The sequence below is a fragment of the Pseudohongiella sp. genome, from assembly GCF_040877505.1.
GTDB lineage: Bacteria > Pseudomonadota > Gammaproteobacteria > Pseudomonadales > Pseudohongiellaceae > Pseudohongiella.
In genome coordinates this window covers 42,018-67,709 of record NZ_JBBDNQ010000024.1, presented here as the reverse complement: position 1 = coordinate 67,709, position 25,692 = coordinate 42,018, and the positions used below count along the sequence as shown (strand labels likewise).

Genomic DNA, 25,692 nt, shown 5'->3' with positions numbered 1-25,692 from the left:
CCTTGCACCTGTCGCTGGCTTAGCTCTGGCTTTGCATCGCCTGAATAATCCCGAGTGCATCGACTGTTTCTGCAACATCGTGAACACGGATAATGCTGGCGCCCTGCGTTACCGCCAACACTGCAGCAGCAATACTGCCTGCCAGCCGACCATCAACCTGACGATTAACGACTGCCCCAATCATGGATTTGCGGGACAGACCTGCCAGCAACGGAAACCCGGCAGACAAAAACTGCGGCATTTCGCGCAGCAGACGGTAATTATGCGCCAGCGTTTTGCCAAAACCAAACCCGGGGTCGAGGCAAATATGATCGCGGGTGATGCCGGCGCGCTCACAGTCAGCCACCCTTTGAAGCAGAAAAGCAGATATCTCAGCAATTAAATCATCGTACGCCGGCGCCTGCTGCATGTTGCCGGGTTCACCCTGCATATGCATCAGGCAAACACCCATCGACGTTGCGGCAACGGCCTCCGGCGCACCTTCACGGCGCAGTGCCCTGATATCATTGACCATGCCAGCACCGGCCAGAGCCGCCTCTCGCATGACGGCGGGCGCACTGGTATCCACGGAAACAATAACATCAAGCTCGCGATTGATCGCTTCAATCACCGGAATGACACGATCCAGTTCTTGCTGCTCGGTGACGGCAGCGGCGCCGGGCCGGGTAGATTCACCCCCCACATCAATGATGCACGCGCCATCCTGACACATGCGCTCGGCACGCCGCAGGGCTTTGTCAACGGACACAGAAAAAACCCCTGCGCCCTTCTCTGCGCTGGCACTCAGAGCACCACCATCAGAGAAGGAATCAGGGGTTACATTCAGGATCCCCATGACACGGGGACTGGAAAGATCCAGACGCCTGGGGCCACAGATCATATGCGGTCCCGGGCTGCCGGAAGCGGATTGCTGTTGCAGCATCAATAATTCCCGTGCTTGCCGGACATGGTATGTCAGCAATCAGTGCTCGCTGACCGGTCCGCCAACGGGTTTGTCAGTATGCTGATCATCGGATTTGCCGTCGCGAGCGTCATCATTTGAGTCCGCCCGGGCAGAACCGGAACCACTGTCGGTATCAGACCAGTCAGCCGGTGGGCGCGGTTTGCGGCCATCCATAATGTCATTGATCTGTTCCGCATCGATGGTTTCGTACTCCATCAATGCGTCCTTCATCAGCTCCAGTTTGTCACGATTGTCATCGAGCAACTGCTTGGCCTTGTTGTAACAAAAATCGATAATGCTCTTTACTTCGTCATCGATCAGTTTGGCAGTTTCGCCAGAATGCTGTTTCTGTGATGCACCCGCGGAACGGCCAAGGAAAACCTCACCGTCATCCTCCGCGTACATCTGCGGACCCAGTTTTTCTGACAGGCCCCACTTGGTAACCATGTTGCGTGCCATTTCGGTCGCGCGCTGGATGTCATTGGACGCTCCGGTGGTCACACCCTCTGCCCCCAATGTCATTTCCTCAGCAATCCGGCCACCGTAAAGGCTACAGATCTGACTCAGGATTGCACGCTTGCTGATACTGTAGCGATCCTCTTCCGGCAGAAACATGGTCACGCCCAGTGCGCGACCACGCGGAATAATACTGACTTTGTAAACCGGATCATGCTCCGGCACCAGGCGGCCAACGATAGCGTGACCAGCCTCGTGATAGGCAGTATTGGTTTTTTCCTTTTCCGACATGACCATGGATTTGCGCTCGGCGCCCATCATGATTTTGTCCTTGGCCTTTTCGAACTCTTCCATGGTGACCAGGCGTCGGCCACCGCGTGCAGCAAACAGCGCCGACTCGTTCACCAGGTTGGCCAGGTCGGCACCAGAGAAGCCTGGTGTGCCACGCGCGATAACTGCCGCATCAACATTGTCGGCAATCGGTACTTTGCGCATATGCACTTTCAATATCTGCTCACGGCCGCGGATATCGGGCAGGCCTACGACTACCTGGCGGTCAAAGCGGCCCGGACGCAGCAGGGCCGGGTCCAGTACATCGGGACGGTTGGTCGCCGCGATCACGATGATGCCGTCATTGACCTCAAAGCCATCCATCTCCACCAGCAACTGGTTAAGGGTCTGCTCACGCTCGTCGTGGCCACCACCCAGACCGGCACCACGGTGTCGACCGACGGCATCGATTTCGTCGATAAAGATGATGCATGGCGCCTGTTTTTTGGCCTGGTCAAACATGTCACGTACGCGTGACGCACCCACACCGACAAACATTTCCACGAAATCTGAACCGGAGATCGAAAAGAAGGGTACTTTGGCTTCACCGGCTATCGCCTTGGCCAGCAATGTTTTACCGGTACCGGGCTGTCCTACCATCAGGATGCCGCGCGGAATGCGACCACCCAGGCGTTGAAATTTGTCCGGCTCGCGCAGGAAATCCACCAGCTCTTTGACGTCCTCTTTGGCTTCGTCTACGCCAGCGACATCAGAGAAGGTGATTTTGATCTGGTCTTCGCCCAGCAGCTTGGCCTTGCTCTTGCCAAAGGACATTGGTCCGCCTTTGCCACCGCCGGCACCGCCCTGCATTTGCCGCATGAAGAAGAAAAACAGCGCAATGATGATCAGAATCGGGAAGCTGGCTACCAACAGCTGCGTCCACAGGCTCTGACGCTCGGGCTCGGACGCGCGGATTTCAACACCGTTGTTAAACAGATCGTCCATCAACTGATCATCACCGATCATGGGAATGGTGCTGGTAAACCGGGAGTTATCGTTACGCATCCCGGTGACATTGGTGCCGGCGATATTAACCGACTCCACCTGTCCGGAGCGCACTTCGCGAATAAAATCAGAATAGTTTACCTGCGCCGTCGCAGGCTCCTGATTGATATTGTTAAATACCGTCAGCAGTACAGCTGCGATAACCATCCAAAGCAGTAAATTCTTTGCCATATCGTTCAAGGGAATATCCCCCTTCTCTTTGTGTAACCGGTACGGTTTACCGGCTAACGCTCAAATGAACCTGTTTAACCCGTCAGCGGCCATGGTCTTCACAGAGTAAGACCGCCGCAAGCAGGATTGCTATTCCCTCGGACTCCGGATACTTGTTATTCCAGCCTGGAAGCCTGATTCCGCGGACGGGTGATGCCGGAACATGCGGGCTGACATTTTGATCGGATGCTCCCTAAAGATGGGGGCTTATCCTGATATTACAAGATGAAGCTTGTTATTGTCCAAGGGTTGCACGCTCCAATTCAATGGCAATGCTTTGAGCGCGGATCGGGCTGCGTTACAATGCAGGCCAATTTAGCTGTTTCGATCGACTCGCCGGACTCAATATGACTTCAAGCTCCCAGGAACTAAAAAAACTACGCGCCATTGCCCATAAACTCAAGCCCGTGGTGACAATTGCACAAAAAGGCCTGTCAGAAACAGTGTGCAAGGAAATTGATCGCGCGCTGGAGCAACACGAATTGATCAAGGTAAAGATTCTGGCCGCAGATCGCGACGCCCGAAAAGAGGTCGCCGAAGAAATCTGCCAGACCAGCCGGGCAACGTGTATTCAGAGCATTGGGAACATCGCGGTACTTTACCGCCCTGCCAATAAACCTGACCCCAGGCTATCCAATATCCTGCGCCACACACCGGCCTGACGCAACGCGCTCAGACCGGGTCAGGCTGCATCGCAGCCTGACCACAAACCTGTCAAAGATGCTCTATCTTGCTGACCTCGTACTCAATATCACCGGACGGGGCTTTGACGACCACTTCATCGCCAACTTCCTTGCCCATGATTGCACGTGCGATGGGTGATCCCACCGAAATCTTGCCCGCTTTGACATCCGCTTCATCTTCGCCAACAATCTGATAACGAATGGTTTTTTCGGTATCAAGATTCAACAGGGTCGCCGTCACACCAAAAATGACCTTGCCTGACGCCGGAATGCTGGTGATATCGATGATTTCGGAATCTGCGAGTTTGCCCTCAATCTCCTGAATCCGGCCCTCGCAAAAACCCTGCTGTTCACGGGCAGCATGGTACTCGGCGTTCTCCTTGAGATCACCATGTTCACGCGCTTCCGCAATGGCTTTTATAATTGCCGGACGTTTCACAGACTTCAACTCATTGAGCTCAGCGCGCAGTCGTTCCGCGCCACCCATGGTCATTGGCACTTTTCTCATATCACTCTCACAGATCTTAGCGATCGTCAAAATCAGGGAATAAAAAAAATAGCGGCGGGATCCCTCCAGGAGACCCCGCCAGCACTGTTCAGACAAACCATATCATGCGGATAATCGGCGGGCTTGTCCAGACCCCCCGAATTCACATCATTCACAGACGCGCATGTAATTCCTGTATGGTGTAGACGGACAGGTTATCACCAAACTGCAGGGCCTCACAAACGGCGCTGGCACTGGCCAGAGTGGTGGTGCAGAAAACGTTATGACGCAGCGCCGTGCGGCGAATTGTCGAGGAATCCGCAATCGCCTGCTTGCCTTCTGTTGTATTCACAATCAGCGCGATCTCATCGTTCTTGATCATGTCCACGATATGCGGCCGGCCTTCCATCACCTTGTTTACCCGAGTCACCGGCAGGCCCGCCTCTTCAATGACCGCCGCCGTGCCCATCGTGGCCACCACCGAGAAACCAAGTTCATGGAAATGCCGCGCCACCTCGGCCACCTTGGGCTTGTCTGCATCGCGCACACTGATAAACACGTTGCCACTTTTGGCAATTTTTTCACCAGCACCAATCTGCGACTTGGAGAAGGCTTCGGCGAAGGTATCACCGACACCCATCACTTCCCCGGTCGATTTCATTTCCGGCCCCAGGATGGGGTCCACGCCCGGGAACTTGTTGAACGGAAACACCGCTTCTTTCACCGCAAAGGTTTTCGGAATGATTTCTTTGGTGAAACCCTGCTCAGCCAGCGAGGTCCCCGCCATGCAGCGTGCTGCGACTTTGGCCAGCGACACGCCGATGCACTTGGACACAAAGGGCACGGTACGGGACGCCCGGGGATTGACCTCAATAATGTAAAGATCGCCGTCCTGATACGCCAGTTGCGTATTCATCAAACCCACCACATTCAGCTCTTTGGCCAAAGCGGTCACCTGCTCGCGAATTCTGTCCTGTACCTCGGCGGGCAGATTATAGGGTGGCAATGAACAGGCTGAGTCGCCTGAGTGAACACCCGCTTGCTCAATATGCTGCATGATGGCGCCCACCACGACCTGCTTGCCATCGCTGACCAGGTCCACATCAATCTCGATGGCAGCGTTAAGGAAGTAGTCGAGCAACACCGGGCTGTCGTTGCCGACCTTGACCGTGGTGCGCATATAACGGTTCAGCTCTTCCTTGTTGTACACAATCTCCATGGCGCGGCCACCCAGCACATAGGACGGGCGGACAACCAGCGGGTAAGAGATTTTTTCCGCTTCGGTGATGCACTGCTCAACGCTGCGCACGATGCAGTTGGGTGGCTGTTTCAGGCCCAGCTTCTGAATCATTTTCTGGAAGCGTTCGCGATCTTCCGCCAGGTCAATGGCGTCAGCACTGGTACCAATGACCGGCACACCGGCCTGCTCCAGGCCCTCAGCGAGATTCAGCGGCGTTTGACCGCCAAACTGTACGATGACCCCTACCGGCTTTTCCAGCGCCACGATTTCCAGCACATCTTCCAGCGTCACCGGTTCAAAATACAGGCGATCGGAAATATTGTAATCGGTAGAAACCGTCTCCGGGTTGCAGTTGACCATGATGGTTTCGTAGCCGTCTTCGCGCATGGCCAGTGCTGCGTGCACACAGCAGTAATCAAATTCGATACCCTGCCCGATACGGTTGGGACCGCCACCAAGCACCATGATTTTTTTGCGGTCGCTGGGTTTCGATTCGCACTCTTCCTCGTAGGTCGAGTACATGTAGGCCGTTGCCGATTCAAATTCGGCAGCGCAGGTGTCGACGCGCTTGTAGACCGGACGGATATCCAGCGCGTGACGGTGTGCACGCACGGCATGTTCCGGCTCATGCAACAATGCAGACAGGCGTGAATCCGAGAAACCCTTGCGCTTCAACGCATACAAGGTGTCGCGGTCAAGATCCTTGAGTGTCATCTTGCTGACCCGCATTTCATCCTGGATCAGATCTTCAATCTGGGTCAGAAACCAGGGATCAACACCTGTCATTTCCGCAACCGTTTTCACTGACCAGTTCTGCCGGAAGGCATCACCAATGTAACGAATACGATCGCTACCGGCATCCATCAGCTCACCACGCAGGGTATCCATGGCATCACTGACTTCGGTGTCCAGAATCGGATCAAAACCACTGATGCCGACTTCCAGACCGCGCAAAGCTTTCTGCATTGACTCCTGGAACGTGCGCCCGATCGCCATGACCTCACCCACCGATTTCATCTGGGTGGTGATACGATCATTGGCTTCCGGGAATTTTTCAAAGGTGAAGCGCGGAATCTTGGTAACCACGTAGTCAATAGTCGGCTCAAATGACGCAGGCGTTATACCACCGGTAATTTCGTTACGCAGTTCGTCCAGAGTAAAACCGCAGGCCAGTTTGGCGGCAACACGGGCAATCGGAAACCCGGTGGCTTTGGAGGCCAGTGCGGAGGAGCGCGAGACCCGCGGATTCATTTCAATAACCACCAGGCGTCCGGTGTCGGGGCACATGCCAAACTGCACATTGGAACCACCGGTTTCGACACCGATTTCGCGCAGCACGGCGATCGAGGCATTACGCAGAATCTGGTATTCCTTGTCTGTCAGCGTCTGTGACGGCGCCACGGTAATGGAGTCACCGGTATGCACCCCCATGGCATCAAAGTTCTCGATGGTGCAGACAATGATACAGTTGTCATTCTTATCGCGGACCACTTCGGTCTCATACTCTTTCCAGCCGATCAGCGACTCATCAATCAGCAGCTCATTGGTCGGTGACAGCTCCATACCGCGGGTACAGATTTCGACAAACTCTTCCTTGTTGTAGGCAATGCCACCACCACTGCCGCCCATGGTAAACGACGGCCGGATGATGCACGGGAACCCCACCAGATCCAGCGCAGCAAAGGCCTCTTCCATACTGCGGGCGATACCGTGACGCGGCGTCTCCAGACCAATGGCCTTCATGGCATCGTCAAACAGCTCACGATCCTCGGCCTTGTCGATGGATTCGGCGCGGGCACCGATCATTTCAACATTGTATTTCGCCAGCACGCCGTGGCGCTCAAGATCCAGTGCGCAATTGAGCGCAGTCTGACCTCCCATGGTTGGCAAAATAGCGTCAGGACGCTCTTTTTCTATGATCTTCTCAACGATCTGCCAGGTGACCGGTTCGATGTAGGTGGCATCGGCCATGGCCGGGTCGGTCATGATGGTCGCCGGGTTAGAGTTCACCAGTATGACCCGGTAACCCTCTTCGCGCAGCGCCTGACAGGCCTGAGCGCCGGAGTAGTCAAACTCACAGGCCTGACCAATAACAATGGGCCCGGCACCGATGATCAGAATGCTTTTTAAATCTGTACGTTTTGGCATAACTTAACCGTGTCTGTGTGTGGGTTGGCCGGATCAGCGCGCGGCGCGTTTTTCCATCAGAGCAACAAATTTGTCAAACAGGGGTGCAATATCATGCGGCCCGGGACTCGCTTCAGGGTGCCCCTGGAAAGCAAACGCCGGCTTGTCCGTACGCTCAACACCCTGCAGCGAACCATCAAACAGCGAGCGGTGGGTGGCACGCAAATTGGCCGGCAGAGATTTTTCGTCGACAGCAAAACCGTGGTTCTGACTGGTGATCAGCACCGTGCCATCGTCCAGGTTCTGCACCGGGTGGTTGGCACCGTGATGGCCCAGCTGCATTTTCACCGTCTTCGCGCCGCAAGCCAACGCCAGCAACTGACAACCCAGACAGATACCAAACACGGGGATATCAGTTTCCAGCACTGCCTTGATAGCAGTGATCGCGTAGTCGCAGGGCTCCGGATCACCCGGGCCATTGGCCAGGAAAACGCCGTCAGGGTTCATCGCCAGCACGTCGGCAGCAGGCGTCTGCGCCGGCACCACCGTCACTTTGCAATTGCGCTGCGCCAGCATGCGCAGGATATTGCGCTTGACACCATAGTCGTAGGCCACCACGTGAAACGGTTTTTCGTGCGCCGTCTCTGAGTAGCCGACACCCAGTGGCTGCCATTCACCCTGCGACCACTCATAGCTGGATTTCGTTGATACTTCTTTCGCCAGATCCATGCCTTTCAGACCCGGGAATGCCCGAGCCTGTTCGATCGCATATTGCTCGCCTTTAGTGGTCAGCTCTTCACCGCTCAGGATACAGCCATTCAGGGGGCCTTTTTCACGCAACAAGCGCGTCAGGCGACGGGTGTCGATCTCGGCGATTGACACCACATTCTGAGCTTTAAGGAACTCTTCCAGTGTTTGCTCGCTGCGCCAGTTGCTCACCGTCGCTGACAGGTTGCGAATCACCAGACCCGCAGACCAGACACGATCAGATTCATTATCTTCGGCATTACAACCGGTATTGCCGATATGAGGGTAGGTCAGCGTGACAATCTGTCGTGCATAGGAAGGGTCGGTCAAAATTTCCTGGTAGCCGGTCATGGCTGTATTAAAAACAACCTCTCCGCTGGCCAGACCCAGGGCACCGATAGCCTTGCCTTTGAAGACACTGCCATCCTCAAGGGCCAGAACTGCTGGATTATTCAATGTGATCTCCCGGATAGTCGACAGGCGAAAAAAAGCGGAATGAAAGCTCTCTCTCATTCCGCTTTTGGATGTGCTGTCTGGTGTTGTGCTCAGTGGTAATCATACTGAGGCGTAATTATACGGGAAATGCAGTCCGAGGTCTATGCCGAAAGCTTGTTCACAGCGCTAAACTGCCAGATTAAATCGGCGCAGAACGCGAGGACTGAGTCAGCAGGGGCTGTCACAACCCCAGCACATCATCAATGGAGTACAGACCCGGGGATCTGTCGCCCAGCCAGATGGCCGCCCGCACCGCACCACTGGCAAAGGTCATGCGACTGCTGGCCTTGTGGGTGATCTCCAGACGCTCGCCGTTGCCGGCAAAGATGACCGTGTGATCGCCAACGACATCGCCTGCCCGGATGGTCGCGAACCCGATGGTTTTCCGGTCGCGCTCTTCGCTGATGCCTTCGCGGCCGTAAACAGCCACGTCATCAAGATTGCGACCCAGTGCGTCAGCGATCACTTCACCCATACGCAAAGCCGTGCCTGATGGCGCATCTTTTTTGTGACGATGGTGAGTCTCCACGATCTCAATATCAACGTCGTCTCCCAGTGCTTTGGCGGCCAGCGCGAGCAGACGCAGGCTGACATTGACTCCTGCGCTCATATTGGGGGCAAATACGATGGGTATATCGTTGGCCGCGTCACTGATCTGCTGTTTTTGCTCCGCCGTAAAACCGGTAGTGCCTATCACCATGGCTTTTTTCTGTCGGCGGCAGGCATTCAGGTGGGTCAGTGTTGCGGCGGGAGATGTGAAATCGATCAATACGTCAAAGCTGTCGGCGCAGCTGTCCAGAGACGTCGACGCCGCGACCTGCAACATGCCGGTACCTGCGATCAGGCCGATATCCTGGCCCGCCTGCGGGTCGTCTGCCAATGTAGTTCCGGCGGCAACCCGGGCATCATCTGCCCGGTCTGCCACCGCCTGCACCAGCGTCTTGCCCATACGGCCAGCGACGCCAGCGATTGCTATTCGAATCATAAGAGTTTGCCAGTTTAGGAATTTGCCACTTATTGCTGATCAGGTGCTGCAAATGTGCGAGTATAACGCTTAATGGGATGAACCAACAGAATACAGGACACCGGAAACAGGACGCCATCACGAAACAAAATGAGCAAATCAACGGTCCATGGACGTAACAACAGCGATAGCGACAGACGCAAACGCTACGAAGCGCTGGTCGACGAGCTGTACCAGGACGTTTTCCGATATGCCTTCTGGCTAACGCGGAATAAAGGTATTGCCGAAGATTTGGTGCAGGAGACCTTTCTGCGCGCCTGGCGTGCATTCGACAGTCTGCAGAACCAAAAGGCGGCAAAAGCCTGGCTGTTCACGATTCTGCGCCGCGAGAATGCCCGGCTTTACGAGCGCTATCGCCCGGAACTGGTAGACATAGACGATGTCTCTGTCGCGGAGGACGATACCGGCGAACCGGATCATCGGCAGAAACAGGTGGAATTGCATCAGGCCATCATGCGGCTCGACAAAGACTACCGAGACCCTCTGCTGCTACAGGTCATTGGTGGCTTCAGCGGGAAAGAAATCGCCGACATTCTCGATCTTAATAACAACACCGTGATGACCCGTTTGTTCCGGGCGCGCAGTAAGCTGAAAAATATACTGGTCCCTGAAGACGACGCCGAAGATGCGGACAACGACCTGACAGATAAAATAACAGACTGATACCTATAAAAATTGACAGCCTAGAGCCTCTCACACGATGGATGATTTGGAATTTCGCACGCGCGCCTTCAGTAACCCGCTCGACGAGCAGGAAGACTTCAGGGCGGCCGCTGACGCCAGCCCGGAACGACGCCAGCTCCTCGGAGAACTCAACGAGTTCGAAAAAGATCTGCAACGCACATTGATGGCGGTCGATATCCCGGGCGGACTTAAACGCAAGCTCAACCAGCATGCCCGCCCTGCTTCGCCGCTGCGAAGCCGGCGCTTTTTAGCGCTGGCTGCGAGTCTTGTGGTAGCCACCGGGCTGGCCCTTAATCTGTTCCTGCAACCCGGGCTCAGTGCTCAGGATCTGGCCCTGCACGATGAACTGGTGGAGCATATGCACCAGGAAGCGCCCAGCTTTGACAACCGCATGGACATTGATATCAACAATGACAGTGGCATCAGCTGGAATGAGATCGAAACCATCCTGGCAGCCGCCGGCACGTCCCTGAAAACACCTGAAGAACTCGCTGCCTTGCATATGATCTTTGCCAGGCTCTGTGGCCTTGGCGGTTCACGCAGTGCACACCTGGTCGCGCGGGGCGAACATGGCCCGATATCGATTATCTTTATCAGAACGGCACCGGTGAGCCGGGGTGTGGAGCTGCGCGATGATCGCTTTCAGGGGCGCATCATCCCGGTGAATGAGGGCAACATGGCCGTCATCGGCGAGAAAAACGAACCCCTGGATCGCTACGAGAGCATGCTTCGCGACAACATCGAGTGGTCGATCTGACACAATTTCCCGACGCTCAGAACAGCGCCTCATCCATGGCCATGACAACATCGCTGCCAGCCCTGATCTCTTCGGCCAGCGATTTGTAGCGCGGCATCAGGCGATCCAGGAAATAGCAGCCGAGCTGCACTTTGGCGGTATAAAAATCCTTGTCACTGGCATTGTTTTCCAGTGCCTCGCTCGCCACCGACACCATTCTCGCCCACATGTAGCAGTACAGAATCAATGTCATCAATTCCAGGTAGGCAACCGAAGCAGCGCCTACTTCATTGGGGTTATCCGCGCTGGCAGTACGGACCCAGTCAGTGGTTGTCACCAGACAATCCAGCGCTTGCGTCAGAGTCGCAACAAACGGCGCGGCACGTCCATTTTGCTCGGCCTTGACGTAGTCGCGAATTTCATCGACCAGAACTTCCAACAGGCCTTCCTTGTCGAAGACCACCTTGCGGCCCATCAGGTCCAGTGCCTGAATACCATTGGCACCCTCGTAAATCTGTGCGATACGGGCGTCACGAACATGCTGTTCCTGGCCCCATTCACGCACATAACCATGCCCACCGAGAACCTGCTGACCCAGGACACAGGCTTCGAAACCTTTGTCGGTGAAAGCGGTTTTGGCAATAGGTGTCAACAATGCCACCAGCTTGGCGGCCCGTTTACGCGCCGCCTCGTCAGGATGAAAATAGGCAACATCCAGCTGGCTGCCGACATACATTGCCAACGCCCGCGCGCCCTCAGTGTTGGCTCGCATGGTGAGCAGCATCCGACGCACATCCGGATGTACCAGCAAAGGATCCGCAGACTGATCCGGCGCGACCGGTCCCGTCGCCGCCCGCCCCTGAAGGCGATCCTTGGCGTAGGCGGCTGCAGTCTGGTATGACGCATCACCCAGCCCGAGCCCCTGCAGACCAATGGTCAGGCGCTCATAGTTCATCATGGTGAACATGCAGGCCAGGCCCTTGTTGATTTCGCCCACCAGATAACCAGTGGCACCGTCGAAATTCATGACGCAGGTTGCCGAACCCTTGATACCCATCTTGTGCTCGATGGAACCGCAGCTCAGGCTGTTGCGCTCCCCTGCTGCGCCGTTGCTGTCAGGCAGGCATTTTGGCACCAGAAACAGGGAGATACCTCGTGGACCTGCGGGCGCATCGGGCAATTTGGCCAGCACCAGGTGAATAATATTGTCGGTCAGGTCGTGCTCACCCCCGGTAATAAAAATCTTGGTACCGGTAAGCTTGTAACTGTGGTCTGCCTGAGGCACCGCTTTGGTTTTGATAATGCCCAGATCGGTGCCGGCGTGCGGTTCCGTCAGACACATGGTGGCACTCCAGCTGCCATCATAGAGCCGGGGCAGGTATGCCTGTTTCAGCTCTTCGCTGCCATGGCGAGCCAGTGCCAAAGATGCCCCGGCGCTGAGCACAGCGTACAAGGCCAGTGAGCTGTTGGCGGCCATGATCATTTCTTCAATACAGACTGCCAGCATCTTGGGCATACCCTGACCGCCATAGGCCGGATCACCGGCCAGCCCGATCCAGCCACCCTGGGCAAAGGTCTTGTAGGCATCGCGAAAACCGGTCGGTGTCGTGACCTTGCCGTCCGCGAAATGACAGCCTTCTTCGTCGCCACTTCGATTGAGCGGGGCCAACAAAGATTCTGCCATCTTGCCGGCTTCATCAAGCACCGAACTGATCAGATCTTCACTGACCTCGTCGGTGCCCGGCATGGTCGCCAGCAGCTTGTCAGCGGCCAGTACTTCGTTGAGGACAAACTTCATATCCCGGACAGGGGCTTTGTAATCAGACACGATCAAACTCCGGCTGCTCGAACAGCTAACTCGATTGGATTAGACGCCTAAATTACCGACAGTTGACGTTAACGTCAACGTCAATCTAGACATAAGCTCAACAACAGCCAGTCAAATGCCGGCAGTCAATAAACCAGCCAGATCAAGGTGTCGCGCACAGTCCTCCGGCGACGCCTTTGGCGCCCAGGGCAACTCGCCCAGACATGGGCCGGGCAGCATGTCGCGGAGCGTGGCAATATTTTCGCTGGCGACCGGCATGTCGACACTGAGGTGATTGGCAACCCAGCCCGCCAGTGTCAAACCATCACGGCGAATCGCTTCGGCAGTCAGTATCGCGTGATTGATACAACCCAGTTTCAGGCCAACTACAAGAATGACGGGCATATTCAGTGCCGCAGGTAAGCCGGACAGAAATTCACGGGAATTCAGCGGTACGCGCCAGCCACCCGCACCCTCAACGACCGTCAGGTCCGCCCGCTGCATCAACAGCCCCCGGGCAAAACCCACCAGTCTGTCCAGGTGCAGGCTACGCCCTTCATTCGCTGCGGCAAGATGCGGCGCGATCGCCTGGCGCAGCGCAACCGGGTTTATCTGCTCATATGTCAGCGGCAAGGTGCAGTACTGCGCCAGCAGCAAGGCATCTTCGTTGCGCAGCATGCCCGACTCTTCCTGACAACCGGAGGCTACCGGCTTGAATGCCGCTGTCGACAGACCCGCAGCACGAGCAGCCGCCAGCAACGAGGCCGCCACCCGCGACTTGCCGACCTCCGTATCAGTACCGGTGATAAAAACAGCATGAGGTTGTTCAATTTTCATCTCGTGTCCCTGCCGCGCTGGCGCGATACTGTTCATTGACCACCGTCAGCGCCTGTACCAATTGATCGAACTGGGCATCCGTATGTGCCGCACTCAGGGTGATCCGCAATCGGGCTTCACCGCGGGGCACAGTGGGCGGCCTGATCGCCGATACCTGCAAGCCATGATCACGCATAATCGCACTGGCCGCCAGTGTCGCAGCGACATCTCCCAACACCACTGCCTGCACTGCGGAGTGTGAATCCAGGACGGGAAACGCCATACCACGCATGGCCTGCCGAAATTTCAGGATCAACGCCTGCAGGCGCTGCCGGCGCCAGTCTTCCTGCTGACTTACGCGCAGACTGGCCAGCGTAGCCAGGGCCAGCGCGGGTGGCATCGCCGTGGTATAGACGTAGCTGCGGGCAAATTGTTCAAGGTACTTAATCAGCGTTGTATCTCCGGCCACAAAGGCCCCGGCCGTGCCCAGGGCCTTGCCAAAGGTACCTACCAACACCGGCAGTTCATGCTGTGTCATTACGGCACCGCTGCCGCTGTGCTCCGGAAACAGCTCAACGATTCCGCGCCCTGTAGCGCCCAGACAGGCAAACCCATGAGCATCGTCAATCATCAGACCGGCACCAGACCCGGCCGCCAGTTTCGCCAGCATCGGCAGCGGCGCCACATCGCCGTCCATGCTGAACACACCGTCACTGACAATCAGGCAGGGCTGGTTCTGATGCCGGGTCAGCAAGGCATGCAGCGCATCCATGTCATTGTGCGGATAACGAATCGAGCGAGCCCGGCTGAGCCAGCCACCGTCCAGTAATGAGGCATGGTTGAGTGCGTCCTGCAACACCACGCCGCCATCACTCATCAACGCGTTGATGACGCCGATATTTGCCATGTAACCTGTGGAGAACAGAAGAGCCCGGTCACGCCCGGTAAACTCGGCCAGCGCCTCTTCCAGCGCATGATGCGCCTCACAATGTCCGGTCACCAGATGCGAACCGCCGCTGCCCACGCCATAACGGGCGGCACCCTCCTGCAGCGCGGCAATGACCAACGGGTGATTGGCCAGCCCCAGATAGTCATTGCTGCAAAACGACACCAGTTCGCCGCAGGCAAAACGCTGCACCGCGTCACAGGGGCCCTCTCGCAGCAGCCTGTTACGCATCAGACCCTGATGTTCGTGCGCGTCAAGGCGATGCTGCAATCGCTGCGCAAATGCCATTGAAGACTGAGCAGATGCCATGCTCACATGGCAGCATAGAAGCGCGAGTCTTCCCGCGCAGTGACTGACGAACCCTGCTCCGGGTCGCTGCTGGTTTGATGCCGGCGCTCCGGACGCAGCCCCAGTCGCGCCAGCAATGCCAGGTCAGCGCTTTCTTCCGGCAACGGCGTGGTCAGCAGTTTCTCCCCATAAAAGATCGAATTGGCACCCGCAAAAAAACACATTGCCTGCACTTGTTCATTCATCGATTCCCGACCTGCCGACAGGCGCACGTAGGAAGCCGGCATCATGATTCTGGCCACCGCAACAGTACGGATAAATTCAAATGGGTCCAGGTCGTCCACATTGTCCAGCGGCGTACCCTTGACCTTGACCAGGTTATTGATCGGTACACTGTCCGGATGCTGCGGCATGTTGGCCAGTTGTTGCAACAAACCAATGCGGTCGGCTGCCGTCTCCCCCATGCCAATGATGCCGCCACTGCATACTTTCATGCCTGCTTCACGGACCCTGCCCAGGGTATCGAGGCGTTCCTGATAGCTGCGCGTGGTGATGATTTCGCCGTAATACTCCGGTGACGTGTCGAGGTTGTGGTTGTAATAGTCCAGCCCGGCTTCAGCCAATGCGTCCGCCTGCTCATCAGACAGGGCGCCCAGCGTCATGCAGGTCTCCATACCCAGCGATCGCACCTCACGGACCATCTCCAGTACATACGGAAAATCCTTGTCCGACGGATGTTTCCATGCTGCCCCCATGCAAAAGCGGGCCGCGCCGTTGTCACGGGCAATCCGGGCCTGTGCAATGACTTTGTCTACTGCCAGCAGTTTTTCCTTTTCCAGCCCTGTATTGTAGTGACCGCTTTGCGGGCAGTACTTGCAGTCCTCCGGACAGGCGCCGGTTTTGATCGATAGCAGCGTGCTCATTTGCACCTGGTTTACATCAAAATTGGCACGGTGCACGGTGTGCGCCTGATAGATCAGATCCATAAAAGGCTGCTCGAACAGAGCCCTGATTTGCTTGCGCGTCCAGTCGTGTCGAATGCCTGCAGCAGTATGAGTCATCTTGAGTTCCTGGCTTTGATCCAACAGCACAGGCGCGGCCTCGCTGCTAAAATGGAGTAATGAAAGGTGGTGAGGACTACATATTCTAAGTCAGCCCACACCATTGTCAACTTTATATGTCATAATAAGTTGACTACTGACAGAAGGGCGCCATGATAAAAGTCGCAAAAAACCTGGCCAGCAGGCTGATGGCCACACCCTGTCTGGTCTGCCTCGCGGTCCCTGCCCGGCGGCGAGGATTCTGTACAAGCTGCGAGGAGGAGCTTCCCTGGCAGCCGCCCGGCTGTCAACTTTGCGGGGTTGCCCTGGGGGAGGCTTGGTCTGACCCGCTGTGCTCACGCTGCAGCGTTCGGCCACCGGTTTTCAGCAGTTGTCACTGCACCTTTGCCTATGAGGCTCCGGTCTCCGGTATGATCCGGCAGTTCAAGGACAGGGCCGGGTTTCCCGAGTTCCGGGGCCTGTCCAACTGCTTCAACGAGCATTTCATGCAACATTACGACGATAGCGCATCGCCATGGCCCGAGCTGCTGCTTCCTGTGCCACAGCATCCATCGCGACTTCGCCTGCGCGGCTTCAACCAGGCCCTGCTGCTCGCGCGGCGACTGTCACAACGCAGCGGCATTCCGGTGCTGGACAACAGCTGCCAGCGCCGTCAGGGCGGAAGCGCGCAACGGGGCCTGAACGCTGAAGAGCGCATGGATAATATGCAGGGCACTTTTCGCCCCTCGGCCAGCGCGACCATGATGCCAGGCAGACGCCTTGCCATCATTGATGATGTTGTCACCACAACCGCGACAACGCAGGCCATGGCCACCGCCCTGAGCGACTGCGCTGCCGCCAGAATCGATGTGTGGGCACTGGCCCGCAGCAATCATCAACCAGAATCCTGAAAGAGTCCTGACCCCCATGCCCACACCTGACCGCCTTCCCATGCCTGCTGACACCCGGGCGTTGCTTGGCCAGTTCGACCATGACCACCTGATCCATCCCTACACATCCATGACCGAGCCTTCGCCCGTGTTCCTTGTGGAAAGCGCCAGCGGCTGCGAATTGCACCTGGCCGATGGCCGTACACTCATTGATGGCATGAGCTCCTGGTGGGCCGCAGTGCACGGCTACAACCACCCGGTGCTTAACGCCGCCATCCACAAACAGCTGGAAAACATGTCTCACGTCATGTTTGGTGGCCTGACCCACGAACCCGCCATTCGTCTGGCCCAACGCCTGCTCAGTATCTGCCCGGCAGGCCTGCAAAAAGTATTCTTCAGCGATTCCGGCTCGGTTGCGGTGGAGATCGCCATCAAGATGGCGATTCAGTACTGGCAGGCCCGGGGCAGGCCGGGCAAATGCCGCCTGCTAAGCTTGCGCCGGGCTTACCACGGCGACACGTTTGCTGCCATGTCGACCTGTGACCCGGTCACCGGCATGCACTCACTGTTTGAAAACAATCTGACCCGGCAGTTCTTTGCCGATGCGCCCCGGTGTCGCTTCAACGAGCCCTGGGACGGCGCCGACATTGTTTCCCTGCGCAGGCTGGTACACGAGCACCATCAATGCCTCGCTGCCATTATCCTGGAACCTGTGGTGCAAGGCGCCGGCGGCATGTTCTTCTACTCACCACAATACCTGCGCGAAGCGCGGGCGCTATGTGATGACTATGGCCTGCTGCTGATCGCCGATGAAATTGCCACCGGATTTGGCCGTACCGGCAAATTGTTTGCCTGTGAACACGCCGGTATCAGCCCCGATATCATGTGCGTTGGCAAAGCCCTGACCGGGGGCTACATGACACTGGCAGCGACATTGACCACTGAGCACGTTGCCGCAACCATTTCACAAAATGGCGGCACCTTTATGCATGGCCCGACCTTTATGGCCAATCCACTGGCCTGCGCGGTGGCCGACGCCAGTCTGGATCTGCTGCTCAGCGGCCCGTGGCAGGAAAACGTTGCCCGCATAGAACAGCAGTTGCTTGCGGGGCTGGCTCCCTGCCGGAAATCTGCGGACGTGGCCGACGTCAGGGTGCTGGGCGCTATTGGTGTTGTCGAACTCAGACAAGCTGTAGACATGCAACGCGTACAGCCGCGCTTTGTGGAACTGGGCGCGTGGGTCAGGCCGTTCGGTAAACTTGTCTACCTGATGCCGCCGTATATCATTACGGCAACACAACTGTCACAGCTGTGCTCGGCAGTGGCGACCGTGGTGGCGGAACTTGGCAAAGAGGAGTCTGCACAGGGCAGCAAGGGGTGTAATAAGGGGAGTACGTAAGGGGTCGTGGTTAAAAAAGCGCAGCCAAAGCTGGCGAATCTCAGAACTGGTATTTGATTGTACCGTAGGCCATACGCTCCGGCGTGTTGACCAACCGGGCACTGGCCGGGCTGGTGACGGGTATCAGTTGGCGACGGTCAAACTGACTGCGCACACCCACAGAAATCGATGCATTGCCCTGACGGCCAGCCTTCACATTGTAGCCGTAGCTCAGGTCAAGTGTCGCAATTTCACCCATCAATTCATTCAATTGCTCAATATTCAGCGTGTCAGCGCCGAGTTTGCCAAACGTTTCCATTCCGTCTGCATAGCTGGTGACCGCTGTTGCCGTGTGATTGCCCATCTGCCAGGTAAACGTCAGACTGCTCTGCAGCTCCGGGGCCAGCCCTGCGTTAATACCAAAAGCCGCGGCATTATGCTCCGCGGGCGGCAAACTGGCTGTCACATCACGTGTCACATCAGCGTGACTGGTATTGTATATGTAGGTTGTGTTGGTGCTGAGGATGAATTGCCCGAACCGGGGCGACTCCCATACATAGGAAGCGCTCAGATCAAGCTCTTGCGGGGCGCCGGGATCTGCCCGAAGAAAACTGTGCTCACGACTGACATCAAGTAAATGCAGGGCATCATCCGCTGAGCTCAGAGCGGGAAACGCTTCGAGCAAGAGATCGGATTCAAAAATACGGGTATCGTCAACATTGATCTCAGCCGACTCCGGCACTGACAGGTCATTGTCTGAACCAAACCAGCGTCCCACACGCTGCGAAATTGACTGCGCGGCGCTGGCAAACATACTCATCTCGCCGCTGCGTGCACTTTCGTCAAACTCATCACCCACTGACTGCTGCGCCGCTGCCGACGACATAGCCATCAGCGTGCTCATTGCCAGCACGAAGCTGACAATTTGTGGGCGGGCTTTTTGTGGGCGGGCCTTTTGTGGCCGGGCTTTGTTCATTCTGCTTTTATTCCGTTCTCAGGCCGTTCTCATGCGTTCTTCACTGCCATGCTTTCTTCACTGCTCTTCCACTCACTGCCTTTCTAAAAAGGCCGCAATGCTTTCTTATTACCGCAATGCTTTTTACCGCAATGCAGCTCAGGATTTCAACCTTATCCTGAGCACTTCAGTATACATAATTCAAATCCAGTATCAAGCGTCCTGAAGCCGGTATTCGGGCCAGATCACAGCCAGTGGCGCCAGCACAAAATCCCGCTGCGCGGCTCGCGGATGGGGCAAGACCAGTTCCTGCGTATTTCGTCTTTGCTGACCATAGCTGACAAGGTCGAGGTCCAACACTCTGGCCTCATTAACCAGACCACTGCGCGAGCGCCCGAATGCGGTCTCGATGGCCTGCAGTTCGCGCAAAAACTGCTCGGGTGTTTGCGTTTCGCCAGGGTCCAGCGCGGCCACCGCATTAAAAAATGGTGGAGAACCGGGCGGACAGTCCACCGGCTCTGTCTCTATGATCGGCGACAGCACCACCGGCCAGGCACTCAGCGCGGCCAGTGCTTCCGCCGCGCGTATCAAGGTGTCACGGGCAGACCCGAAGCGTGACGGCAGATTTGCGCCCAGCGCCACAATAGCCAGACGCTCAGCGCAGAGCCCCTCGTCGCCATGGCGCGCGACGAGTTCAGCGATGGTACTGGGCTGAGAGCTCATGCACTGCATCGATAAAGACCGCCACATTGTCCGGATCTACCCCCGGCGTTATGCCGTGGCCCAGATTGAACACGTGGCCATTGCCGTCACCATATGACGCCAGAATCCGTTCCACTTCGGCACGGATGGCGGCCGGGGATGAATATAAAATGGTCGGATCCATATTGCCTTGCAAAGACACCTTGTCCCCGATCATAGCCCTGGCACGTCCCATTTCGATGGTCCAGTCCAGCCCCACGCAATGGCAGCCACTGTCAGCAATCTGATCCAGCCACAAACCGCCATTTTTGGTGAACAGAATCACCGGGACCTTGCGGCCATCGGCCTCGCGCGTCAGGCCGGCAATAATTTTTTTCATATAATCCAGCGAGAATGCCTGGTAGGCGTAAGTCGACAGGATGCCGCCCCAGGTATCAAAGATCTGCACAGCCTGGGCGCCGGCGGCGATCTGGGCATTCAGGTATGCTGTCACCGTCTGTGCCAGCTTATCCAGCAACTGATGCATCAGCTCCGGGTGGTTATACATGAACTCTTTTGCGTGCCTGAAATCCTTGCTGCCACTGCCTTCAATCATGTAGGTCGCCAGTGTCCATGGGCTGCCGGAAAAACCAATCAGCGGAACCGAGCCATTCAGCTCACGCCGGATTAACGACACGGCGTCCGTCACGTAGGACAGGTCACGGGCAACATCCGGTATCGGCAACTGCTCCACATCCTTCGCGGTGCGAACCGTCTTGCGAAAGCGCGGCCCCTCACCTTCGGAGAAATACAGACCCAGGCCCATGGCATCGGGAATGGTGAGAATATCGGAAAACAGAATGGCCGCATCCATGGGATAGCGTCGCAGTGGCTGCAGGGTAACTTCACACGCCATGTCCGGTGCCTGGCACAGGCTCATAAAGTCCCCGGCAACTTTGCGCGTAGCACGGTACTCGGGCAGGTAGCGACCTGCCTGGCGCATCATCCATACTGGCGTCACATCCACGGACTGCCCGGTCAGAGCTCGTAAAAATCGGTCGTTTTTCAGCGGTGCCACAGGCAACTCCTATCGGTGGTGAGGCGGTATTTTACACGTAAACCCGTCCCGGGTGTGGTGCTAGCGACAAAGCTGTTCGCCAGCGGTCAATGTCTGTCGCAACAATGCCGGGTCGATTTCGGATTCGATGGCGGCTTCTCCCAGGCCACGCAGTAAAATGAAACGAACTTTGCCAGACTGCACTTTTTTGTCGACTGACATCAATGACATAAACTGGTCAGCGGTCATTCCCGGTGGCGGACTCACCGGCAGACCTGCGCGCGCCACCAGGTCGCGTGCGCGGGCAGCATCGGCAGCACTGATCCAGCCCATGCGCCGGGACAGATCCGCCGCCATGACCATACCGGTGGCAACAGCTTCACCGTGCAGCCAGGTTCCGTAACCCATCGCCGCTTCAATCGCGTGCCCGAAGGTATGGCCCAGGTTAAGCAAGGCGCGCATGCCACCTTCACGCTCATCTGCCGCCACAATCCGGGCTTTCTCTTCACAACAAATCTTCACCGCTTGCGTCAGCAATTCAGCATCACCTGCCAGCAATGCCTCGATGTGCTGCTCCAGCCAGACCAGAAATTCGTAGCTGCCCAGCAGGCCGTATTTAATGACTTCAGCCAAGCCTGCCTGCAGCTCCCGGACCGGCAATGTAGACAACACATCAATATCAACCAGCACGCACTGCGGCTGATAAAACGCCCCTATCATGTTTTTGCCCAGAGGATGGTTGACACCTGTCTTGCCGCCTACCGATGAGTCGACCTGCGCCAGCAACGTTGTGGGCACCTGAATAAAATTAACTCCCCGTTGATAGGTCGCGGCAGCAAAGCCGGTGATATCGCCGGTCACACCGCCACCCAGTGCAATCAGTGTTGTGCTGCGCTCATGTCGATTGCTGAGCAGTTCGTCATAAATAAGCTGCAGCGTTGCCAGCGTTTTGGTGTGCTCACCGTCAGGCAGTACCAGGGTGTCGACCTGCACATCTTTGCTGTGCTGCAATGAAGCCTGCAACGTGTCGAGGTAGAGCGGCGCCACGACTGAATTGGTGACCACCAGTACCCGTGAGCCCTTGATAAAGGGACTCAGAATATCAGCCTGCCCGAGCAAACCGGTACCTATAAGTATGGGGTAGCTGCGCTCCCCCAGATCAACGTCAAGATTCAGCATTACATCAATTTCCGTGTTCGGTTCAATTGGCAGGCAACGGGTGCCGGCGACACATCAGGCATCAGGCACAGTCGGGGTTTCGTATTCGCGCAAACGGCGCAATATCTCGGTCACCACGGTTCGCGGCCCCCGGCGACTGGTGTCAACGGTGATGTGGGCCGTTTCGGTGTACAAAGGATCTCGTATCTTCATCAACTCGCGGATTCGCGACATCGGGTCAGCCGTCTGCAGTAACGGCCGGTTTCGATCCTTGCTGGTGCGCTCAAACTGCTGCGCAAGCGACGCTTTCAGGTACACCACTGTGCCCCGACGGTTCAGATTGGTGCGGCTGTTTTCCGACAATATGGCGCCGCCGCCGGTGGCCAGCACAATGCCCTCGCGCTGAGTCAGCGTGTTAATCATGCGCTCCTCCCGGACCCGGAAACCGGCCTCGCCTTCAACGTCAAAAATCCACGGAATATCCGCACCGGTAGCCGCTTCAATCTCTCTGTCGGAATCAAAGAACGGCCTGTCCAGGGCCGACGCCAGCATCCGCCCGATCGTGCTTTTGCCAACCCCCATGGGGCCGATCAGGTAAAGATTGGCGCTTTGCTGCATAGCGGTCAGATATCCTTGGCGGGCGGTTGCAAATTGAAGGGCGCAATCTAACCCGTCTGCGCGTGAAAACTCAAGTAAAAAGCGGCAGTGCGCTGCCTTAATGAAACTGACCGTTATCGCGGCTGAACTATTTGCGGGGTAATGAAAATCAGCAGTTCAGTGCGTCTGGCAGCCTGCTGCGAACGTCGGAACAGGCGCCCCAGCACCGGCACGTCGCCCAGCAGCGGCGTACGGGTCTCCTCACGCGTCTGTTCATCGCGAAAAATGCCACCTAGCACCAGCGTATCACCATTTTCAACCAGAACACGGGTGCTGACGGTGTTGGTGTTGATGGCAGGTATATCACCACTGCCAGAGGCCACCGAATCCTGACGGATTCCCAACTGCATGATAATGCGATCATCCGGCGTGATCAACGGCGTCACATCAAGCGACAACACCGCGTCCACAAACTCGGTAATCGAGCCGCCAGCCGTGCCGCCCGCCTGCGCCTGATAAGGTATACGCACACCAGAGCGGATATTTGCCGACACATTGTCCTGGGTCGTGATCCGGGGGCGGGCAATAAGCTCAGCCTGCCCGGAATTTTCCAGCGCCGACAATTCCAGCTCCAGCAGCAGGCTGCGACGAAGCACACTGCCAGCAATTGAGCTGACCTGCTGGTGGTCAGCGAACAGGGCCAAACCAGCATCAGCGTTCGCCAGGGTGCCACTCTCCGCGTCCGGTGCAGTCTGCACGGACTCCGCGCTGAACGCACCCCAGCGCGCACCCAGCTGACGCCCGATTTCGCTGGACACACTGACAATGCGGGTTTCGATCAGAACCTGCCGCACCGGCACATCCAGCTTGCGCAGCAGCTTTTTGATATCCGCCAGCCTGGCGGCAATATCGCGCACGATCAGGGTATTGGTCCGGACGTCCATGCTCGCCGAACCACGCCCGGACAACAGACCACCGGACGCCTCAGTTTCACCGATGACCAGCGCCAGAATCACGGCCACGTCGGCGTAATTTACCTGCAGGTACTCGGTCTGCAACGCCGCCATCGCTTCCTGCATCCGCCGGGTCTCACCATCCCTGGCCAGAAACACACTCATCGGCGCCACATGCAGCAGGCCGCCTCTTATCCGCTTTTCCAGCTCGCGGCTACGCAATACAGTCTCGAGCGCCTGCCATGGGTCAACATCATCCAGGCGCAGCGTGATACGCCCGCTGACAGACTCGTCGAGCACCAACTCATGCCCCAGTTCATTCGCGAGCAGCTGTATGGCCGAACGTAAATCCAGCGCCTCAAAATCAATGCTGATCGGCACACGCTCGGCGACATCGTCGGCTGCGACTGCTGGCGTCATCAAACAACAGGCAGCCAGCAGGCATAGCGCAACGACCCGGTAGTGTCGGGAGTCGACCACTGCTTTCACGGTAATGCCTCCGCAACCACACCATCCTTCCCGGCTGCTTCTTTCACAGCCATCACCTGTCCCTCACGTTGCCGAACCTTTCCCTGAACACTTCGCAGCACCTCCAGGAAACGATCGCCACGCTGAATATAGGCGACGCGACGCCAGCCGGCACCGCCAGCCGCATCACCCGGGCTGACAGCCTCGTCCGCGCCCGCAGGCTCTGTCACAGCAAAGGCATTGCTGCGTTGCACAATGCCTTTGTCATCAACGATCAGGAACAGTGTCAGCTTTCCGCGGGACGACGTCATGTCCCAGTCGACCTGTTTGATCGCCAACGCCACGGCAACAGCCCCGATATCCATGAGGAAGGCTCTCAATTGGCGTTTGTCTGCGCTCAGTTCGGCTTCAATCTGAAAAGCCTCCAGTGACGCCTGTTGCCAAAGTTTTTCAGGACGAAGTGCGGCAATGACGATACCGCGCGCCGTCGCTGCTCCACCCACCAGGTCGAGCACCGCGGGCATGGGATGACCGGGCCGAAAATGTTTCCCAGGATAGGGTCGCTGCGGATAGCGCGCGGACATACTGAGATTCCTGGCCGCGACTGCGTCAAACTGCGCCTGAAGAGCTGCGCGCCTGAGCTCCAGTCTGGCGAAGCGATCGCTCACGTCATGCCAGGACGCACTGATTTTAGGCATCAGCAAAAGGCTGCACAGCAGCATGACCAACAACAGACACGCCAACCAGACAACCGCGTAAACCGCCAGCGGCCAGTAGCCACAGGCGGACACATAACGCAGTTCCGACCAATCGAAGCCACGCAGGCTATCGAAAAACCCGCGCAATATCAGCCCACTCATCATCAGTCATCAGGCTCCGTTACCATGAATGCGGTGTCAGCGAATGCAGCCCCGGAAACGGGCAGCTCGAACCTGACACGATAGAAATAGATTGGGCGCCCACCTGAAGAGATGTCCTCGACACGCAGCGCTTGCAACTCTGGATTGTCGATATACGGATGATTACCCAGCAACATCATCCATTGACTTACGCGGCCGGCGGACTCAGCAGCGCCCTCAACCACGATTGCCGGCGGAGCATAACGCAGCCGGTCCAGGGTCAGGCCCTCCGGTTCATTGGCCAGCAACGCAACCAGTGTCCGCGTCTGCCTGAGCCGTGCCGAGTGCAGACGTCGTGTGCCCGCCCATTCAGCATCCTGCCGTTGGTACGCTTCAAATAGCGCATCCTGCTCGCTGACGCGCTGTTGCAGAGCATCCAACTGCGCAGCCATACCGCTGTTATGACGTTCACGCCCGGATATGACGGACTGCGCGATCAGGGCGGCAGTCGCAACTGCCACCACTGCCAGCAATGCAGCTGCTGCCAGACCTGCCCAAAACCATTGACGCCGTCTGAGCTGCCGGGCTTCTCGCCATGGCAGCAGGTTAATCGTCATCAGGGTGCTGACTCGCATGCCGCCATGCATTCCTC

Annotated in this window: 23 protein-coding genes and 1 pseudogene; 6 read left to right on the top strand and 18 right to left on the bottom strand. The window is 57.1% G+C overall.

Going from position 1 to position 25,692, the window contains the following annotated elements; translation table 11 throughout:
* Positions 1 to 19: 19 nt before the first annotated feature.
* Positions 20 to 922, bottom strand: coding sequence for a dihydropteroate synthase (gene folP, locus WD071_RS08670; RefSeq protein WP_368047965.1), 903 nt, complete (start codon positions 920 to 922; stop codon positions 20 to 22).
* A 39-nt stretch (positions 923 to 961) separates the two neighbouring features.
* On the bottom strand, positions 962 to 2,905 hold the full coding sequence (gene ftsH / locus WD071_RS08665; protein WP_368048146.1) for an ATP-dependent zinc metalloprotease FtsH: 1,944 nt from the start codon (positions 2,903 to 2,905) through the stop codon (positions 962 to 964).
* 386 nt (positions 2,906 to 3,291) lie between these two features.
* Here ftsH and yhbY point away from each other — a divergent pair, with 386 nt between their 5' ends.
* A complete protein-coding gene (yhbY, locus tag WD071_RS08660; RefSeq protein WP_368047964.1) occupies positions 3,292 to 3,606 on the top strand; it encodes a ribosome assembly RNA-binding protein YhbY in 315 nt (104 codons plus the stop codon).
* Between the two features lie 52 nt (positions 3,607 to 3,658).
* On the opposite strand, the gene greA is transcribed toward yhbY, so the two are convergent.
* The 4 genes from greA to dapB form a co-directional block, all read right to left on the bottom strand.
* Entirely contained in the window at positions 3,659 to 4,135 is a 477-nt protein-coding gene (greA, locus tag WD071_RS08655) for a transcription elongation factor GreA (RefSeq protein WP_368047963.1), read from the bottom strand.
* 151 nt (positions 4,136 to 4,286) lie between these two features.
* Complete coding sequence (gene carB, locus WD071_RS08650) at positions 4,287 to 7,502, bottom strand: carbamoyl-phosphate synthase large subunit (RefSeq protein ID WP_368047962.1); 3,216 nt, start codon at positions 7,500 to 7,502, stop codon at positions 4,287 to 4,289.
* A 33-nt stretch (positions 7,503 to 7,535) separates the two neighbouring features.
* Complete coding sequence (carA, locus tag WD071_RS08645) at positions 7,536 to 8,684, bottom strand: glutamine-hydrolyzing carbamoyl-phosphate synthase small subunit (RefSeq protein ID WP_368047961.1); 1,149 nt, start codon at positions 8,682 to 8,684, stop codon at positions 7,536 to 7,538.
* Between the two features lie 220 nt (positions 8,685 to 8,904).
* Complete coding sequence (gene dapB, locus WD071_RS08640; protein ID WP_368047960.1) at positions 8,905 to 9,708, bottom strand: 4-hydroxy-tetrahydrodipicolinate reductase; 804 nt, start codon at positions 9,706 to 9,708, stop codon at positions 8,905 to 8,907.
* A gap of 129 nt (positions 9,709 to 9,837) precedes the next feature.
* Between dapB and WD071_RS08635 the strand changes: the two genes are divergently transcribed.
* Positions 9,838 to 10,410 carry a sigma-70 family RNA polymerase sigma factor gene (locus WD071_RS08635; protein WP_368047959.1) on the top strand — a complete coding sequence of 191 codons (573 nt, stop codon included), beginning with the start codon at positions 9,838 to 9,840 and terminating at the stop codon, positions 10,408 to 10,410.
* A gap of 37 nt (positions 10,411 to 10,447) precedes the next feature.
* Positions 10,448 to 11,188 carry a DUF3379 family protein gene (locus WD071_RS08630; RefSeq protein WP_368047958.1) on the top strand — a complete coding sequence of 247 codons (741 nt, stop codon included), beginning with the start codon at positions 10,448 to 10,450 and terminating at the stop codon, positions 11,186 to 11,188.
* Positions 11,189 to 11,204: 16 nt separating this feature from the next.
* Here WD071_RS08630 and WD071_RS08625 read toward each other — a convergent pair whose 3' ends face one another.
* The 4 genes from WD071_RS08625 to bioB all read right to left on the bottom strand — a co-directional run bounded on the left by WD071_RS08625 (position 11,205) and on the right by bioB (position 16,085).
* Positions 11,205 to 12,995 carry an acyl-CoA dehydrogenase C-terminal domain-containing protein gene (locus tag WD071_RS08625; protein ID WP_368047957.1) on the bottom strand — a complete coding sequence of 597 codons (1,791 nt, stop codon included), beginning with the start codon at positions 12,993 to 12,995 and terminating at the stop codon, positions 11,205 to 11,207.
* A gap of 111 nt (positions 12,996 to 13,106) precedes the next feature.
* Positions 13,107 to 13,811: a dethiobiotin synthase gene (gene bioD, locus WD071_RS08620; protein ID WP_368047956.1), complete on the bottom strand. Its 705-nt coding sequence runs from the start codon at positions 13,809 to 13,811 to the stop codon at positions 13,107 to 13,109.
* On the bottom strand, positions 13,801 to 15,024 hold the full coding sequence (gene bioF / locus WD071_RS08615; RefSeq protein ID WP_368048145.1) for an 8-amino-7-oxononanoate synthase: 1,224 nt from the start codon (positions 15,022 to 15,024) through the stop codon (positions 13,801 to 13,803). Before bioF ends, bioD begins: the two co-directional genes overlap by 11 nt.
* Positions 15,025 to 15,047: 23 nt before the next feature.
* A complete protein-coding gene (bioB, locus tag WD071_RS08610; protein ID WP_368047955.1) occupies positions 15,048 to 16,085 on the bottom strand; it encodes a biotin synthase BioB in 1,038 nt (345 codons plus the stop codon).
* Between the two features lie 152 nt (positions 16,086 to 16,237).
* Here bioB and WD071_RS08605 point away from each other — a divergent pair.
* The 3 genes and pseudogenes from WD071_RS08605 to bioA form a co-directional block, all read left to right on the top strand.
* Positions 16,238 to 16,417: pseudogene (locus WD071_RS08605) on the top strand (double zinc ribbon domain-containing protein); the annotation flags it as partial.
* Between the two features lie 78 nt (positions 16,418 to 16,495).
* On the top strand, positions 16,496 to 16,975 hold the full coding sequence (locus WD071_RS08600; RefSeq protein WP_368048151.1) for a ComF family protein: 480 nt from the start codon (positions 16,496 to 16,498) through the stop codon (positions 16,973 to 16,975).
* Between the two features lie 16 nt (positions 16,976 to 16,991).
* A complete protein-coding gene (gene bioA / locus WD071_RS08595; protein ID WP_368047954.1) occupies positions 16,992 to 18,353 on the top strand; it encodes an adenosylmethionine--8-amino-7-oxononanoate transaminase in 1,362 nt (453 codons plus the stop codon).
* 40 nt (positions 18,354 to 18,393) lie between these two features.
* Here the strand turns inward: bioA and WD071_RS08590 are convergent, their stop codons facing one another.
* The 8 genes from WD071_RS08590 to WD071_RS08555 all read right to left on the bottom strand — a co-directional run bounded on the left by WD071_RS08590 (position 18,394) and on the right by WD071_RS08555 (position 25,675).
* Positions 18,394 to 19,308 (bottom strand): hypothetical protein, encoded by a 915-nt coding sequence (locus WD071_RS08590; RefSeq protein WP_368047953.1) that lies wholly within the window; start codon positions 19,306 to 19,308, stop codon positions 18,394 to 18,396.
* A gap of 192 nt (positions 19,309 to 19,500) precedes the next feature.
* The gene (gene folK / locus WD071_RS08585) at positions 19,501 to 20,010 is read right to left on the bottom strand and encodes a 2-amino-4-hydroxy-6-hydroxymethyldihydropteridine diphosphokinase (RefSeq protein WP_368047952.1); all 510 of its coding nucleotides are present in this window, start codon (positions 20,008 to 20,010) and stop codon (positions 19,501 to 19,503) included.
* Positions 19,982 to 21,046 (bottom strand): uroporphyrinogen decarboxylase, encoded by a 1,065-nt coding sequence (hemE, locus tag WD071_RS08580; protein ID WP_368047951.1) that lies wholly within the window; start codon positions 21,044 to 21,046, stop codon positions 19,982 to 19,984. The genes folK and hemE overlap by 29 nt, the downstream gene beginning before the upstream one ends.
* 60 nt (positions 21,047 to 21,106) lie before the next feature.
* Positions 21,107 to 22,204, bottom strand: coding sequence for a 3-dehydroquinate synthase (aroB, locus tag WD071_RS08575; RefSeq protein WP_368047950.1), 1,098 nt, complete (start codon positions 22,202 to 22,204; stop codon positions 21,107 to 21,109).
* Positions 22,205 to 22,258: 54 nt separating this feature from the next.
* Positions 22,259 to 22,801 carry a shikimate kinase AroK gene (gene aroK / locus WD071_RS08570; protein WP_368047948.1) on the bottom strand — a complete coding sequence of 181 codons (543 nt, stop codon included), beginning with the start codon at positions 22,799 to 22,801 and terminating at the stop codon, positions 22,259 to 22,261.
* Between the two features lie 113 nt (positions 22,802 to 22,914).
* Entirely contained in the window at positions 22,915 to 24,222 is a 1,308-nt protein-coding gene (gene pilQ, locus WD071_RS08565; protein WP_368047947.1) for a type IV pilus secretin PilQ, read from the bottom strand.
* Positions 24,219 to 25,064 carry a hypothetical protein gene (locus tag WD071_RS08560; protein ID WP_368047946.1) on the bottom strand — a complete coding sequence of 282 codons (846 nt, stop codon included), beginning with the start codon at positions 25,062 to 25,064 and terminating at the stop codon, positions 24,219 to 24,221. Before WD071_RS08560 ends, pilQ begins: the two co-directional genes overlap by 4 nt.
* Positions 25,064 to 25,675, bottom strand: a complete 612-nt coding sequence (locus tag WD071_RS08555) for a PilN domain-containing protein (RefSeq protein WP_368047945.1) — start codon at positions 25,673 to 25,675, stop codon at positions 25,064 to 25,066. Before WD071_RS08555 ends, WD071_RS08560 begins: the two co-directional genes overlap by 1 nt.
* Positions 25,676 to 25,692 lie beyond the last annotated feature (17 nt).

What these genes read in the sequence shown, in the direction of transcription:
- folP (WP_368047965.1), bottom strand. Translation starts at nt 922, where the DNA reads ATGCTGCAACAGCAATCCGCTTCCGGCAGCCCGGGACCGCATATGATC.
- ftsH (WP_368048146.1), bottom strand. Translation starts at nt 2,905, where the DNA reads ATGGCAAAGAATTTACTGCTTTGGATGGTTATCGCAGCTGTACTGCTG.
- yhbY (WP_368047964.1), top strand. Translation starts at nt 3,292, where the DNA reads ATGACTTCAAGCTCCCAGGAACTAAAAAAACTACGCGCCATTGCCCAT.
- greA (WP_368047963.1), bottom strand. Translation starts at nt 4,135, where the DNA reads ATGAGAAAAGTGCCAATGACCATGGGTGGCGCGGAACGACTGCGCGCT.
- carB (WP_368047962.1), bottom strand. Translation starts at nt 7,502, where the DNA reads ATGCCAAAACGTACAGATTTAAAAAGCATTCTGATCATCGGTGCCGGG.
- dapB (WP_368047960.1), bottom strand. Translation starts at nt 9,708, where the DNA reads ATGATTCGAATAGCAATCGCTGGCGTCGCTGGCCGTATGGGCAAGACG.
- WD071_RS08635 (WP_368047959.1), top strand. Translation starts at nt 9,838, where the DNA reads ATGAGCAAATCAACGGTCCATGGACGTAACAACAGCGATAGCGACAGA.
- WD071_RS08630 (WP_368047958.1), top strand. Translation starts at nt 10,448, where the DNA reads ATGGATGATTTGGAATTTCGCACGCGCGCCTTCAGTAACCCGCTCGAC.
- bioD (WP_368047956.1), bottom strand. Translation starts at nt 13,811, where the DNA reads ATGAAAATTGAACAACCTCATGCTGTTTTTATCACCGGTACTGATACG.
- bioF (WP_368048145.1), bottom strand. Translation starts at nt 15,024, where the DNA reads ATGGCATTTGCGCAGCGATTGCAGCATCGCCTTGACGCGCACGAACAT.
- bioB (WP_368047955.1), bottom strand. Translation starts at nt 16,085, where the DNA reads ATGACTCATACTGCTGCAGGCATTCGACACGACTGGACGCGCAAGCAA.
- WD071_RS08600 (WP_368048151.1), top strand. Translation starts at nt 16,496, where the DNA reads ATGATCCGGCAGTTCAAGGACAGGGCCGGGTTTCCCGAGTTCCGGGGC.
- bioA (WP_368047954.1), top strand. Translation starts at nt 16,992, where the DNA reads ATGCCCACACCTGACCGCCTTCCCATGCCTGCTGACACCCGGGCGTTG.
- WD071_RS08590 (WP_368047953.1), bottom strand. Translation starts at nt 19,308, where the DNA reads ATGAACAAAGCCCGGCCACAAAAGGCCCGCCCACAAAAAGCCCGCCCA.
- folK (WP_368047952.1), bottom strand. Translation starts at nt 20,010, where the DNA reads ATGAGCTCTCAGCCCAGTACCATCGCTGAACTCGTCGCGCGCCATGGC.
- aroB (WP_368047950.1), bottom strand. Translation starts at nt 22,204, where the DNA reads ATGCTGAATCTTGACGTTGATCTGGGGGAGCGCAGCTACCCCATACTT.
- aroK (WP_368047948.1), bottom strand. Translation starts at nt 22,801, where the DNA reads ATGCAGCAAAGCGCCAATCTTTACCTGATCGGCCCCATGGGGGTTGGC.
- WD071_RS08560 (WP_368047946.1), bottom strand. Translation starts at nt 25,064, where the DNA reads ATGATGAGTGGGCTGATATTGCGCGGGTTTTTCGATAGCCTGCGTGGC.
- WD071_RS08555 (WP_368047945.1), bottom strand. Translation starts at nt 25,675, where the DNA reads ATGCGAGTCAGCACCCTGATGACGATTAACCTGCTGCCATGGCGAGAA.